General features: G+C 71.9%; 12 protein-coding genes. 4 read left to right on the top strand and 8 right to left on the bottom strand.

What is annotated here, in order from left to right:
- Positions 1–29: 29 nt before the first annotated feature.
- Positions 30–1844, bottom strand: a complete 1815-nt coding sequence (locus G3N18_RS02350; RefSeq protein WP_196382718.1) for an ABC-F family ATP-binding cassette domain-containing protein — start codon at positions 1842–1844, stop codon at positions 30–32.
- 73 nt (positions 1845–1917) lie between these two features.
- Here G3N18_RS02350 and G3N18_RS02345 point away from each other — a divergent pair, with 73 nt between their 5' ends.
- Positions 1918–2766 carry a spermidine synthase gene (locus G3N18_RS02345; protein ID WP_196382717.1) on the top strand — a complete coding sequence of 283 codons (849 nt, stop codon included), beginning with the start codon at positions 1918–1920 and terminating at the stop codon, positions 2764–2766.
- Positions 2767–2813: 47 nt separating this feature from the next.
- Here G3N18_RS02345 and G3N18_RS02340 read toward each other — a convergent pair whose 3' ends face one another.
- The 4 genes from G3N18_RS02340 to rsmA form a co-directional block, all read right to left on the bottom strand.
- Positions 2814–4127, bottom strand: a complete 1314-nt coding sequence (locus G3N18_RS02340) for a GNAT family N-acetyltransferase (protein WP_196382716.1) — start codon at positions 4125–4127, stop codon at positions 2814–2816.
- A 78-nt stretch (positions 4128–4205) separates the two neighbouring features.
- Complete coding sequence (locus tag G3N18_RS02335; RefSeq protein WP_338038168.1) at positions 4206–5135, bottom strand: 4-(cytidine 5'-diphospho)-2-C-methyl-D-erythritol kinase; 930 nt, start codon at positions 5133–5135, stop codon at positions 4206–4208.
- A complete protein-coding gene (locus tag G3N18_RS02330; protein WP_196382715.1) occupies positions 5132–6205 on the bottom strand; it encodes an aldo/keto reductase in 1074 nt (357 codons plus the stop codon). Before G3N18_RS02330 ends, G3N18_RS02335 begins: the two co-directional genes overlap by 4 nt.
- A gap of 50 nt (positions 6206–6255) precedes the next feature.
- Positions 6256–7104: a 16S rRNA (adenine(1518)-N(6)/adenine(1519)-N(6))-dimethyltransferase RsmA gene (rsmA, locus tag G3N18_RS02325; protein WP_196382714.1), complete on the bottom strand. Its 849-nt coding sequence runs from the start codon at positions 7102–7104 to the stop codon at positions 6256–6258.
- A gap of 220 nt (positions 7105–7324) precedes the next feature.
- Here rsmA and G3N18_RS02320 point away from each other — a divergent pair, with 220 nt between their 5' ends.
- From G3N18_RS02320 to G3N18_RS02310, 3 genes are read left to right on the top strand one after another with little or no spacing between them, the layout of a single operon-like run.
- Complete coding sequence (locus G3N18_RS02320; protein WP_196382713.1) at positions 7325–8986, top strand: glycosyltransferase family 2 protein; 1662 nt, start codon at positions 7325–7327, stop codon at positions 8984–8986.
- Positions 8983–9714 carry a biotin/lipoyl attachment domain-containing protein gene (locus tag G3N18_RS02315; protein ID WP_196382712.1) on the top strand — a complete coding sequence of 244 codons (732 nt, stop codon included), beginning with the start codon at positions 8983–8985 and terminating at the stop codon, positions 9712–9714. Before G3N18_RS02320 ends, G3N18_RS02315 begins: the two co-directional genes overlap by 4 nt.
- On the top strand, positions 9711–11726 hold the full coding sequence (locus tag G3N18_RS02310; RefSeq protein WP_196382711.1) for a glycosyl hydrolase: 2016 nt from the start codon (positions 9711–9713) through the stop codon (positions 11724–11726). The genes G3N18_RS02315 and G3N18_RS02310 overlap by 4 nt, the downstream gene beginning before the upstream one ends.
- Before the next feature lie 30 nt (positions 11727–11756).
- Here G3N18_RS02310 and hemL read toward each other — a convergent pair whose 3' ends face one another.
- From hemL to G3N18_RS02295, 3 genes are all read right to left on the bottom strand, one after another.
- Positions 11757–13076, bottom strand: a complete 1320-nt coding sequence (gene hemL, locus G3N18_RS02305) for a glutamate-1-semialdehyde 2,1-aminomutase (protein ID WP_196382710.1) — start codon at positions 13074–13076, stop codon at positions 11757–11759.
- Complete coding sequence (hemB, locus tag G3N18_RS02300; RefSeq protein WP_196382709.1) at positions 13073–14080, bottom strand: porphobilinogen synthase; 1008 nt, start codon at positions 14078–14080, stop codon at positions 13073–13075. Before hemB ends, hemL begins: the two co-directional genes overlap by 4 nt.
- A partial coding sequence (locus G3N18_RS02295) for a uroporphyrinogen-III synthase (RefSeq protein ID WP_196382708.1) occupies positions 14077–14593 on the bottom strand: 517 nt, incomplete at its 5' end. The genes G3N18_RS02295 and hemB, both read right to left, overlap by 4 nt.

Raw genomic sequence — 14593 nt, 5'->3', positions numbered from 1 at the left:
CTCCAGCCTAGGCACGGCGCACCCGCACGTCAGCCGATCAGGTCGGTGAGGGCGAACCAGCGTTCTTCGAGGGCGGCGACCTCGGCGTCGAGCTCGCCGATCTTCGCCATCTTCTCGCCGAGGCCCACGTAGTCGGCTTGGTCGTGCTCGGCGAGGGCCGTGCGCGCGGCATCCGCCTGCGCCGTCAGCTTCTCGATGCGACGCTCGGCCGCCGCGAGCTCTTTCTGCGCGGCGCGCAGGTCGGCGCCCGCGAGCGCCGGCGCGGCGGATGCCTGGGCGCCCGGCGCCGCCGGAGTGCCCGTTGCGCCGCCCGCGGCCGAGACGGCACGCTCGTGCTCGCGCAGCCGCAGGTATTCGTCGATGCCCCCCGGCAGATGCCGCAGGCGTCCGCCGAGCACGGCGTACTGCTGATCGGTGACGCGCTCGAGGAAGTACCGGTCGTGGCTGACGACCAGCAGTGTGCCGGCCCACGAGTCGAGCAGGTCTTCGATCGCCGAGAGCATGTCGGTGTCGAGGTCGTTGGTCGGCTCGTCGAGGATCAGCACGTTCGGCTGATCGAGCAGGATGAGGAGCAGCTGCAGCCGTCGCTGCTGCCCACCTGAGAGGTCTTTCACGGGCGTCGAGAGCTGCGCCGAGCTGAACCCCATGCGCTCGAGCAACTGCCCCGGCGTGAGTTCGGCCGCCTTCGCGCCCGTGCCGATCGTGTAGCTCGTGCGCAGGCCCGAGATGACGACGCGCACCGGGTCGTTCAGGTGCTCGTCGAGTTCGTCCATGCGCTGCGTGAGGGTCGCGACCTTCACCGTCTTGCCGCGCTTGACCCGGCCGCTGGTCGGTTCGACGGTCCCCGCGACGAGGCCGAGCAGCGTCGACTTGCCGGCCCCGTTGACACCGAGAATGCCGGTGCGCTCCCCCGGCGCGATCCGCCATTCGACGTCCTGCAGCACGTCGCGCCCGTCATAGGCGACGTCCGCGTCGAGCAGGTCGACGACGTCTTTGCCGAGGCGCGTGACCGCGAGCGACTGCAGCGACACCTTGTCGCGGATCTCGGGAACGTCTTCGATGAGCGCGTTCGCCGCCTCGATGCGGAATTTCGGCTTGGCCGTGCGGGCGGGCGCGCCACGGCGGAGCCACGCGAGCTCTTTCGTGGCGAGGTTCTTGCGGCGCTGTTCGATCACGGCCGACTGCCGGTCGCGCTCGACGCGCTGCAGGATGTAGGCCGCGTAGCCGCCCTCGAAGGGCTCGACGATGCGGTCGTGCACCTCCCACGTCGTCGTGCACACCTCATCGAGGAACCAACGGTCGTGCGTCACGACGAGAAGAGCACCGGATGCCTTGGCCCACCGCTTCTTGAGATGATCGGCGAGCCACGCGACAGCCTCGACGTCGAGGTGGTTGGTCGGTTCGTCGAGGGCCAGCACGTCCCAGTCGCCGGCGAGGAGGCGCGCGAGGGCGACGCGCCGGCGCTGACCACCCGAGAGGGTGCCGAGCGTGGCATCCCACGGCAGGTCCGCGACGAGCCCGGCGATCACTTCGCGCGTCTGCGCGGAGCCGGCCCACTCGTACTCGGGGGTGTCGCCGACGATCGCGTGGCCGACGGTGTCGTCGTCGTCCAAGACGTCGGCCTGGTCGAGCACGCCGACGCGCACGCCGCCTCGCACCGTGACGCGCCCGGAGTCGGGTTCGATCCGCCCCGAGAGCATCGCCATGAGCGAGGACTTGCCGTCGCCGTTGCGACCGACGATGCCGATGCGGTCGCCCTCGTCGACGCCGATCGACACCGAGTCGAAGACGACCTTGGTGGGGTATTCGAGGTGGAGGCTTTCGCCGCCCAGAAGGTGTGCCATGTCTGCTCCAGGCTACGCGGGTCTGCACGATGCTCTGCGCTCCGCGGCGTCGGCACCCCTTTAGGCTGGTCGGGTGCCGCTCCGTCGCCGCGTCTTCTCGCTCCCGCTCGGCGACCGCGACGCCGTGCTGCTGCGGTCCTGGCGACGCCCCCACCAATACGAATTGCGCGTCGGCGGCGTCCCCCAGTCGATCGTCACGGCCAGCGACCCCACCCGCCTCGCCTACGGCTACGTGCGCCACATCGCGCGGGCCATCGACGCCGCCGCGCCGGCGGGCGCGCGGCTGTTCACGGTGCACCTGGGCGCCGGCGCGCTCACCCTGGCGCGCTACGTCGAGGCGACGCGCACCGGTTCGCGCCAGCTCGTGGTCGAGTTCGAACGCGACCTCTACTCCGCCGTGCTGACGGCGCTCCCCCTCCCCGCAGCGGCGAACGTGCGCGCGATCTTCGGCGACGCCCGCAACGTCGCAGAATCCCCCGAGGCGGCCGACTGGACCGGCGCGCAGTTCACCGTCGTCGATCTCTGGGATGCCGCGGTCATTCGCCACCGGGTGGCGAGCAGGGAGTTCTACACCCGTGTCGCTGCGCGTTCGGCGCCGGGCGGCGTCGTCGCGGTCAACCTGCTCGACGGGCATCCGTTCGAGTACTCGCGCCGTCAGGCCGAGACGCTCCGAGCGGTGTTCGCGCACGTCGCGGTCGTGCTCGAGTTCGACCCGCACGACGAGGACGGGCCGCTCGGCAACGTCGTCGCGTTCGCGAGCGACCGCCCGCTCGACATCGCGCGACACCCCGCTCTGCTCGGCCTGCCGGCGCCGCACGTGTTCGCGGGAGACGACCTCACCGCATGGATCGGTGCGTCACGGATCATGACGGATGCCGACGGCACCGATTCGCCCGACCCCGACGACCCGCGCTGGGACTGACCCGCGCGCGATGCCGGGCCGCAGGTGGCCGGGCTGCCGACAACCCGTCAGTACCAGAAGCTCAGCCGCGGGGCCGAAACGGTCTGGAAGATCCGCGCGATGCGTTCGGGGTCGTCGGTCTCGATGCGGCCCGCGCGGGCGAGCGTGACCGCCGACACACCGCCGAGCAGCAGTGCCGACAATTCGGCGATGCCCAGGCGCAGCGACGGCAGCCCGAGCGGCGGCTCGTCGGCGACCTCGACGAATCCCGCCCCGTCGACGTCGGTGGTGAGCACGAACGGGCCGCCGGCGATCTCGAGCGGATCGACGACCTCGATCGCGACGGTATCGGCGACGTCGTAGCGACGCGCGGCGAGGGCTGCCGGCACGTCGAGGATGCGCACGTAGTGGTGGTCGCGCACCGTGATGGTCGCGGCGCGCTGGTCGGCGATCATCCACCACAGCGGCTCGTCGACGGCGAGACCCGGCGCGCGGATCGTGCCGATGAGGTCCATGGAGAGGAAGAACCGCCACAGCCCCGCATACGCCGCGTCGGTTGCGGCGAGGAGCACCTGCAGCCCGAGGCTCGATTCGGTGAAATCGTCCTCGTTCTCGGTGACCGTGTAGAGCGCGATCCCGTCGACCTCGCCGGAAGGCGAGGCGTACTGCACGACGCGCAGCAGCTCGGGCTTCTCGGCGTCGGGCCGGGTGCCGAAGAAGCGGTCCCAGTGGCCGCGGGGCATGTCGAGCTCGCCGGGCGACGCCGGGCGCACCCGCTCGTGCAGCGCCTCGGCGAGAGCGCGGCCCTGCTCGCGCGTGACGAAGTCGACGCGGCCGGGCGCCGCGGGGCCGGTCCAGCGGGCGCGGCGCACGTTCAGCCGCCAGTCGGCGACGGCGGCAGCGGGGCCGAACCCGAACCGTCCGTAGATCGTCGATTCGCTGACGGTCAGCGCCGCGACGGGAAAGCCGGCTTCGGCGGCGGTGCGGAGCTCGCCCGCCATGAGCGTGCGCAAGATGCCACGGCGGCGGTGCGTGGGCGACACCGTCACCGCGCTGATCGCGCACGCGGGCAGGTCTCCCCCGGGCACGGCGAGGGCGGCGCCCCACGACGCGAACGTCGCGACGGGTTCGAGCGGCTGCGGGGCATCCGTGTCGTAGACGCCGATCTTGCGCCGGTACGCCGTGTGGTCGAAGAACGCCTCGCGCCGCTGGTCGTTCGGCTCGCCGTCGAGAAAGCCGCGCGCCACGGCCCCCAGCCATGCGTCGACCTGCGCCCGGTCGGCATCGTCGACCCGGGCGGGGGTGAGTCCCCCGGCGCTCAGCGTGGCGACCAGTGCGGTGTCGAGCGGGGCATCGTGAAAACGCGAAGCGAGGTCGGTCATGCTTCCCCACGCTACGCGGGATCGCCGATACCCGCGCGGAGGCCTGCGCGAACGAGCGGAACCTTCGGGGTGGACGCGTCAGGGAACGATCCGCGCGCCCGGCACCGGGCCGTGCGCGACGAACGTCTCGCGACCGAGGCCGCGCAGGCTGCGCGCGAGGGCGTCGGCCGCTTCTGCCCCATCGGCGAGGAAGGCGACCGTCGGCCCCGAGCCCGAAACGAACGCAGTGAGGGCGCCGTGCGCATCGCCCTCGCCCATCACGTCGACGAGATCGGGCGCCAGCGAGCAGGCGGCGCGCTGCAGGTCGTTGCGGGCGACCTCGGCGAGCGCACCGGCGCTGCCCGCGCGAAGCGCCTGCAGCACACCCGGGTCGGCCTGCGGAGCACCGCGACGCGGGCGGATGTCGACCCCCGCGCGCAGCCGGTCGAGCTCGGCGTAGACCGCCGGCGTCGACAGGCCTTCGGAACGCGTCGCGAGCACCCAGTCGAACCGTCCGCGTGCGAGAGCGGTGGCCAGTTCGTCACCGCGCCCCGTGCCGACGGCGGTGCCGCCGAGCACCGCGAAAGGCACGTCGGCGCCGAGTCGCGCGCCGAGACCCTGTAGTTCGAGCGGAGTCAGCCTGCCCTCGAGCAGCTCGTTCACGGCGACGAGCGCCGCCGCGGCGTCGGCCGAACCGCCGCCCATGCCACCGGCGACCGGCACGCCCTTGTGGATCTCGAGTCGGATGCCTCCGGTGTAGCCGAGGCGATCGGCCACCAGGCGCGCCGCGCGCACGGCCAGGTTCGAGGCATCCAACGGCACACCCGACACGTCGACGTCACCGTCGACCGTGATCGCATCGCTGTCGGCGCGGCTCGCCCAGACGTCTTCGTACAGCGAGACCGCCTGGTACACCGAGGCGACATCGTGATAGCCGTCGGGCTGCACGTCGCCCACCTCGAAGAAGACGTTGATCTTCCCCGGGGCCCGCGCGTGCACGCGGCGGAGGTCGCCGGGGCGCTCTCTCACGCCGTCGCCGATCCCGCCCACAGGTCGACGTCGATCGAGTCGGCGACGGCGTCGATCTGCTCGATCTCTTCGGCATCGAAGGCGGGGCCGTCGAGGGCCGCCAGGTTCTCGTCGAGCTGTTCGGGCCGCGACGCGCCGACGAGGGCCGAGGCGACCACCGGGTCGCGCAGCACCCACTGGATCGCGAGCTGCGCGAGGGTCTGCCCTCGCTCCTTCGCCACGACGTCGAGGCTGCGTAGCGCCGCGAGGGCGTTCTCGCTGAGGCGCCCGTCGGGCAGCGACGAGCGGCTCTGCGCGCGCTCGGCCGTGCCATCACCGAGGTACTTGTCGGTCAGCAGGCCCTGCGCGAGCGGCGTGAACGCGATCGCGCCCATGCCCTCTTGACGGAGCGCCCCGGTGAGCCCGTCTTCGATCCACCGGTTGAGGATCGAGTAGGCCGGCTGGTGGATGATCAGCGGGGTGCCGAGCGACCGGGCGATCGCCTTCGCCTCGACGGTGCGCTCGGCGCTGTACGACGAGATGCCGACGTAGAGCGCTTTGCCCTGCCGCACGAGGGTGTCGAGCGCGCCGATGGTCTCTTCGAGCGGCGTCACCGGGTCGAAGCGGTGCGAGTAGAAGATGTCGACGTAGTCGACGCTCATGCGGGTGAGCGACTGCTCGGCGCTCGCCAGCAGATACTTGCGCGAGCCGTACGTGCCGTAGGGCCCGGGCCACATGTCCCATCCGGCCTTCGACGAGATGATCAGCTCGTCGCGGTACGGGTGCAGGTCTTCGCGCATCATGCGGCCGAAGTTGGTCTCGGCGGTGCCGTACGGCGGGCCGTAGTTGTTGGCGAGGTCGAAGTGCGTGATGCCCCGGTCGAACGCGTGGCGCAGCAGGGCGCGCTGGCGGTCGAACGGAATGTTGTCGCCGAAGTTCCACCAGAGCCCGAGCGACAGTGGCGGAAGGTACAGGCCGCTCTCGCCGACCTGACGGAATTGCGCCCCCTCATACCGGTCTGCGGCGGCGGTGTACGGGCGGTGGATGTCTCCGCCGCGCGTCGCGGGGAAGCGTTCTTCGGTCTCGGTCACCCCTCCAGGTTAGCGACGTGGGCGGGCGGGCGGGCGGGCGGGCGGGCGGCTCAGACGCCGGCGACACGGGCGATCGCGACGAAGTCGTCGATCGTCAACTGCTCGCCGCGGAGGGTCGGGTCGACGCCGGCGCGGGTGAGGGTGTCGCTGGCGGATGCCGAGGAGCCGCCCAGCACGCCGGCGAGCGCCTGGCGCAGCATCTTGCGACGCTGCTGGAACGCGGCGTCCACGATCCGGAACGTCGCCCGCCGCAGTGTCTCGTCGCCGCGCGGCTCGGGGTCGCGACGGAACGCGACGAGCACGCTGTCGACGTTCGGCACCGGCCAGAAGACCTGCCGCGACACCGTGCCGGCCAGCCGCCACTGCCCGTACCAGGCCGCCTTCACGCTCGGCGCGCCGTAGACCTTCGACCCGGGCGGGGCGGCGAGCCGCTCCCCCACCTCGGCCTGCACCATGACGACGCCGCGCTCGATGGCGGGGAAGGTCTCCATGAAATGCAGCAGCACCGGCACGCTGACGTTGTAGGGCAGGTTCGCGATGAGCATCGTGGGATCGCCCGGCAACTCGGTGACGCGCAGCGCATCGGCATCCACCACCGTCAGCGCACCCGCCGGCACGCCGTGCGCGGCGGCCGTCTCGGATAGCCGCGCGGCCAGCCGGTGATCGATCTCGACAGCCGTCACGGTCGCACCGGTCTCGAGCACCGCGAGCGTGAGCGAGCCGAGACCCGGACCGACTTCGACGACGCGGTCGGATGCCGCGACCTCGCCCACGTGCACGATCTTGCGCACCGTGTTGGCGTCAACGACGAAGTTCTGCCCCAGCTTCTTCGTCGGGGTCACGTCGAGGTCGGCGGCGAGCGCGCGGATCTCGGCGGCTCCGAGGAGGGTCACGGGCATGCGTCGAGCCTACCGGGGGGCTGCGCCCGCGCCCCGATCCGGGCGGCTGCAGCGCTGCCCGGGCCGAGCCCTCCGCGTCGCCCACGCTCGGTCATCGTCCAGGAGATCGTCACGCGGTGTTCACGCGGTGAAAACGATGAGGGAACGTGCGCGCCGCATGCTGGACCCGTTAGCAGCGCCACCGCCGGCGCCGACGTGGGGGGACGGCTGGGGGGCCGACATGGCGACAAACGTACGAAAAAGCAATTCGACGACGCAGAACGCGCGGCGCGGGGGTGCACGCAGAGCCGACAATTCGGCGCTGTTCGTACTCATCTCGATCGTGGCGACCCTGGGTGTCCTCGCCTATATGCTCTTCCTGCTCAATCCCGCGAACCAGGGGGATCTGCTGCCGTACGCCCTGGTCATCGTGGCCGAGTCGGTGTTGATCTTCCACGCCCTGCTGTCGATGTGGACGATCCTCTCCGCCGGCTACGAGCCGCGCGACTTCGCCTATCACGAGGCCAAGCGATCACTGTTCTCACGGCGCCGCGACGATGCCGACACGATGTTCATCGACGGCGAGCCCGTGCTGATCGACATCTTCATCACCGTCTACGGGGAGGACATCGACGCCGTCCGGCGCACGATCGCCGCGGCGATCGCCGTGCGGGGCGCCCATCGGACCTGGGTGCTCGACGACGGCAGGTCAGAGGCCGTCCGCGAGGCGTGCGAGGAACTGGGCGCGTGGTACGTCCGCCGCCTCAGCAGCAACGGCGCCAAAGCAGGGAACGTCAACCACGGGCTCTCGATCGCCAAGGGACAGTACTTCGCGATCTTCGACGCCGACTTCGTGCCCCACCCGGACTTCCTCGTCGAGACGATGCCGTTCTTCGCCGACGCGAACGTCGCGTTCGTCCAGACGCCGCAGACCTACGGCAACCTCGACACCATCGTCGCGCGGGGAGCCGCCTACATGCAGACGGTGTTCTACCGGTTCGTCCAACGCGGACGCAACAGGTCGAACGCGGCCTTCTGCGTCGGCACCAACGTGATCTTCCGCCGGGCCGCGATCGATGAGGTCGGAGGCATGCACACCGACTCGAAATCCGAGGATGTCTGGACGGCGCTGGCGCTGCACGAGCAGGGATGGCGATCGGTGTACATCTCCGACGTCCTCGCCATCGGTGACGCGCCGGAGACGGTCGAGGCGTACAGCAAGCAGCAGCTGCGGTGGGCGACCGGCGGGTTCGAGATCCTGCTGACGCACAACCCGCTGAGTCCGCGGCGCACCCTGACCGCCGATCAGCGCATCCAGTACTTCGTGACCGCGTCGTTCTACCTCACCGGGATCTGCCCGCTTCTGCTGCTGCTCGTGCCGCCGCTCGAGATCTATTTCGACCTGCGCCCGATGAACCTGAGCATCACCGCCGGCACGTGGGCGCTCTACTACTTCGGCTTCTACGGGATGCAGATCGTGCTGGCCTGGTTCGTGATGGGGTCGTTCCGGTGGGAGACTCTGACGCTCGCCACAGCCTCGTTCCCGATCTACGCCAAGGCACTGTGGAACGTGATCGTCGGAAAGGACGTCGGCTGGCAGGCGACGGGGGCCCGCGGCAAGCCGAGCTCGCCGTTCCAGTTCATCATTCCCCAACTGCTCTTCTTCGTCTTCCTGCTGCTGACCTCGGTCGTCGCGGTCTGGCGAGACTGGCAGAACGGCACCCCCACCATCGCGACCGCGTGGAACGTCACGAACACCGTGATCCTGGCCCTGTTCATCGGCGCCGCAGCCCGGGAGTCGAAGCGTTCGCCGGCCCCGGCGATCATGCCCGAGCCCGTCGAGACGCCGCTGCGGACCGTCGTGTCACGCCCCGCGCCGCGCGAGCTGGAGACGGCGCGATGACGTGGGCGGCCCGGATCAAACTCGCCGTCGGCCTCGTCGTCGTCCTCGCGATCGTGGGCGCATGCACGGTCGTCTTCACGCAGCGGCAGAACTCGGCGCGCAGCGAGAGCGCGACGATCACGGCCCAGGAGTTCTCGGCGGGTGCGGTGTACGCCGGCACCGTCGTCGACCAGGCCGTCACGGTCGGCGACGACGTCACGACCGGCGAGCGCCTGTTCACCGTGCACAGCCCCCAGATGGTTCGAGACATGGAGGCCGGAGTCATCCGCGCCACCGATCTCGACGGCGTCGACACGGCCGCGGGCACCTACGAGGTGCGTTCAGCCGTCGACGGGACGGTCGCGTCGATCGCCGCTCCGGTCGGGGACTTCGTCACCGCAGGTGCAGAGGTCGCCACCATCGACCGCACGGGCAGCCTCGGCGTGAGCGCGAAGTTCACCCTCACCGCACGCGACTACGGCCGCATCGCCCAGGGGACCGCGGTCGATCTGCAGCTGCCCAACGACACGACCGTCGAAGGCACCGTCGACGCGATCGAGGTGGAGACGGTCGACGGGCGGGCGGCATCCACCATCACCATCTCCGCGCCCGCGCTGGCCGATCAGAAGATCAGTGGACTCTATCGACCCGGCACCCCCGTGGTCGCCACCCTCTCGCTGCGCGACGACGGACCATTGGCGGGCGTGAGCGATTCGTTCCGCGACTTCCTGCGCAGGATGGGCCTATGACCCGTCCGGCACCGCGGCGGATCTCGGCTCTCGCCGCCGCGCTCACCCTGATCGTCGTCTCGGCGCTCGCGCTAGCGGGGTGCACCGGCGACAGCCCGGCCGCCGGGGACGGGCTCGCCGGGGGCATCCCGACGCCTGCCGCATCGTCGGCCGTCGCCGACCTTCCGGTCGACCATCTTTCGGCGACGACTCCCCAGCGCCTGGCCGCGGGCGTCACGCCCCCGACGAACCGCTGGTATTCGAGCCTCGTGTTCTCGCCCACGCTGCTGCCGATCTATCCGTCGCCGCTCGCCGTCGCGCCCCGCGACGACGGCTTGACGGTGCAGGTTCCCACCGTCACGACCGGTGAGAAGACGATCAGCGCGAGCTTCACCGGTGGACTCTCGCTCGGTCTCGGCACCTCCGGCCTGCAAGTGGTGCGCGCCGACCCGGTATCGGTCACCGTCACCTACCTCTCCGGCACGGACGAGCGCGCGCGCGTGACGCTCGCGGAGGGGTCGCCGATCGTCGCGATCACCGCCGTCGCCGACCTGGACGTCGTACTCGGCGCGGCACCGACGCCCCTGCAGGAGGGGGCATGGACCGCCGTGGTCGACGGCATCACGTACGTGCTGCGCGGCGATGTGCAGGTCAGCGGCTCGTCGGTGCACGTCCCGGCCGGCGGCACGCTGCAGGTCGCGGGGTTGCCCGGCGGCGCGGACGCGGCGGCGTGGGCGGCGGCGATCGGAGATCCGGTCGACGCCGTCGAGACCAGCTACGACCTCGGTGACACCGACGTCACCACGCACCTCGCCTACGTCGGCACCGACCGCACGGTCGTCGTCCCGTTCGCCGGGCGCCATGCCGGCGGCGACTGCGACCTCGGCACCTACGACACGCCCTACGGCGCCTCCCCCGCGTGCGCCGGGTCGACCCTCACGTGGACGGTCCCGCGGATCACCGCGGCATCCACCTACGACTTCGACGGCATCGACGACGCCACGCGGGGGGCGATACTGGCGCAGGCGCAGACCGACCTCGACGCGACACCGGCCACCCCCGCCGACACGTACTTCGGCGGCAAGGCACTCGCCCGCATCGCGAACCTCGTCGAGATCGCACGCGCCCTCGGCGACGACGCGCTCGCCTCGGCCGCCGCCGACCGGCTCGCCACCGAGCTCGCCCCGTGGATCGATCCGCACGGCTGCACGACGGCCGCCGCGCGCTGCTTCGTCTACGACGACGTGCTGCATCTCGTCGTCGGAAAAGACCCGAGCTTCGGGTCCGAAGAGGGCAACGACCATCACTTCCACTACGGCTACTTCCTCTACGCGGCCGGCGTGCTCGGCCGTGAGCGCCCCGACGCAGTCGCGGGAATGCGTCCTGTGATGGATGCCCTCGCCGCCGATGTCGCCGCCGGGAGTGCGGAGCTGCCCGCGCTGCGGGTGTTCGACCCGTATCGCGGGCACTCCTGGGCCTCGGGCACCTCCCCGTTCGCCGACGGGAACAATCAGGAGTCGAGCTCGGAGGCCGTGGCGGCCTGGAACGGCCTCGCGCTGTGGGCGGAGGCCTCGGGACAGCAGGACCTGACGGGCGAGGCCACGTGGCTGCTCTCGAGCGAGGCCGACGCCGCGCGCGCCCTGTGGCTCGAGCCGACCGATCTTCCCGCCGGGTACGCCCACACGATCGTGTCGATCTCGTGGAGCGCGAAGCGGGACTACGCGACGTGGTTCAGCGCGGAGCCGTCGGCGATCCTCGGCATCCAAGCGCTGCCTCTCGGACCGGTCTCGCTGCAGTACCTCGCGGGCGACCCGAGTCGGGTCGCGGCGAACGTGGCCGATGCCGGTGGCACGGCCGCATTCACCGGGCCACTCGGCGACGCCGTCGCGATGTACTCGGCGCTCGGCGGGCCGAGCGCGCTCATCGCGGCGGATGCGTGGGCGGCGCAGGTCGCGCCGGACGCCCTCGATGACGGGAACTCACGCTCGGCGGTGCTCGCGTGGCTCGCCGCGGTCCGCCTCGCGGCGCGCTGAGGGTCTGCGTCAGCGCAGCGGCGGGCTGTGTCAGCCCGCCGCTGCGCGGGCGGCGGCGGGAAGCGCCTCGACGATACGGCCGATCACCTCGTCGTCGTGCGCCGCGGTGACGAACCACGCCTCGAAGGCCGACGGTGGCAGCGACACCCCCTGGTCGAGCATCGCGTGGAAGAAGCGGCCGTAGGCCGGGGCATTCTGCCGCAAGGCCGTCTCGTAGTCGGGCACGCCGCTGGCGACCTCGGAGCCGAAGAAGACGCTGAAGAGGGTGCCCGCGCGCTGGACGACGTGCGGGACGGATGCCTCGTCGAGCGCCCGCCCGACGGCGGCCGACAGCGTCGCCGAGGCCTCGGCGAGGCGCGCGTAGGCGGCGTCGTCCGCGAGCCGCAGGGTCGCGAGGCCCGCGGCGACCGCGACCGGGTTTCCGCTCAGGGTGCCGGCCTGGTACACCGGGCCGGTGGGCGCGAGGAGGTCCATGACGTCGGCGCGCCCGCCGACGGCGGCGACGGGGAGCCCCCCACCGATGACCTTGCCGAAGGTGACGAGGTCGGGGACGACGGGTTCGCCCGACTCGGCGAGCACCTGTGCATACCCACCGGGTGCGGCGCGGAACCCGGTGAGCACCTCGTCACTGATCAGCAGCGCGCCCTCACGGGCGGTGAGGTCGCGGACGAACGAGGTGAACCCGGATGCCGGAGCCACGACACCCATGTTGGCGGCCGCCGCCTCGGTGATCACCGCGGCGATGCGCCCGGGGTGCGCGGCGAAGACCGACGCGAGCGCGTCAGGGTCGTTGTAGGGCACGACGAGGGTCTGCGCGGCGATCGCGGAGGGCACCCCCGCCGACCCGGGCAGGGCGAAGGTCGCGAGACCCGACCCGGCCGCCGCGAGCAGACCGTCGGAGTGCCCGTGATAGTGACCGGCGAACTTCACCACCAGATCGCGCCCGGTCGCCCCGCGCGCGAGGCGGATCGCGGTCATCGTCGCCTCGGTGCCAGTCGAGACCAGGCGCGCCTTCGCGACAGCCGGCACCCGCGCGACGATCTCCTCGACGAGCTCCGCTTCGGCCGAGGTCGGCGCCCCGAACGACAGGCCGCGCGCGGCGGCCTCCTGCACGGCGGAGACGACCTCGGGGTGGGCGTGGCCGAGAAGGGCGGGCCCCCAGCTGGCGACGAGGTCGATATAGCGGCGGCCCTCGGCATCCGTGATCCACGCGCCCGAAGCGCTCGTCACGAACCGCGGCGTGCCGCCGACCGAGCCGTAGGCGCGGACGGGCGAGTCGACGCCGCCGGGGATCACGGCGCGGGCGCGGGCGAACAGCTCGTCGTTCGTGGCAGGCGAGGTGGCGCTCATGCGAGGCTCCGCCCGGCGTTCAGCCAGCCCGCGACCTCGAGCGCCCAATAGGTGAGGATCGCCTCGGCGCCCGCCCGGCGGATGCCGAGGAGGGATTCGCCGATCGCCCGGTCGCGGTCGATGACCCCCGCCGCGGCGGCGTGCTCGATCATCGCGTACTCCCCCGACACCTGGTACGCCCAGACCGGCACGGCAGAGACGGCGGCGACCTCGGCGAGGACGTCGAGGTAGGGGCCGGCGGGCTTCACCATGACGATGTCGGCGCCCTCGTCGATGTCGACGAGAGCCTCCTGCACACCCTCGCGGCCGTTCGCCGCGTCGAGCTGGTACGTCCGCCGGTCGCCTGTGAGCGTCGACTCGACGGCCTCGCGGAACGGCCCGTAGAAGGCCGAGGCGTACTTCGCCGAGTACGCGAGGATGACGACGTCGCTGCGGGTCGTGCCGAACCCCGCGGCATCCAGCGCGGCCCGGCACGCAGCGACCTGGCCGTCCATCATGCCCGACAGGCCCAGGATGTCGGCGCCGGCCTCGGCCTGTGCGAGCGCCATCCGTGCGTAGATCTCGAGGGTCGCGTCGTTGTCGACCGAGCCGTCGGCGGCGAGCACGCCGCAGTGACCGTGGTCGGTGAACTCGTCGAGGCACAGGTCGGCCTGCACCGTGATGCGCCCCCGCGAAGCCCGGGCGGCGACCGCGATGGCGCGGTTGAGGATGCCTTCGGGGTCGGTCGCCCCGCTGCCGACGGCGTCGCGGGTCTCGGGCACCCCGAAGAGCATGAGGCCGCCGATGCCCGCCGCGACCGCCTCCTCGACGAGCGCGGGAACGGCGTCGAGCGGATGCTGCGACACCCCCGGCATGCTCGCGATGGGCTGCGGCGCGTCGATGCCCTCCTTGACGAACACGGGCAGCACGAGCCGCCGCGGCGTGAGGTCGTGCTCGGCGACGAGGCGGCGGAGCACCGGGTTCTGGCGCAGGCGGCGCAGGCGCCGGACGGGGAATGCGGTCATGGGGTTCCTTCCGGAGGAGTCGGAATGGACGGATCGGGTCGGCCGCCGGCTGGCTCGGCGGGCGGGTGCGCGTCGAGCTCGGCGAGCAGCGCGTCGACGCTCTGCGTGCGAGCCGTGTGCGAGACCGTGAAGCCGAGGCGCTCGGCGTCGCGGGTCGTTCCCGGCCCGATCGACGCTACCCGCACGGCGGGCGGCAGGGGGCCGACCTGGCGCCGCAGCTCGCGGGCGACGCTGAGCGACGTGAGCAGTACCACATCGATCGCGCCGGTCGTGAGGTCGGCGGCGACCTGCGGCGGGAGGTCGACGCCGACGGTGCGGTAGGCGATGCACACGTCGACCGCGAAGCCGCGCAGGGCCAGCTCATCGCTGATGACGGCGGTGGCGAGGTCGGAGCGGACGACCAGCGATCGCCCGGCGCCCGCCGGCGTGCGCCCGGCGCACCACTGGGCCGCCATCGCGGCGGCTGACGACTCCCCGACGGGCACGAAGGCGACGTCGGCGCCGGCCGCCGCG

The organism is Microbacterium paulum (assembly GCF_015707995.1).
Lineage (GTDB): Bacteria > Actinomycetota > Actinomycetes > Actinomycetales > Microbacteriaceae > Microbacterium > Microbacterium paulum.
Note: the sequence above shows the minus strand (reverse complement) of the source record. Positions and strands in the feature narration are given on the sequence as shown.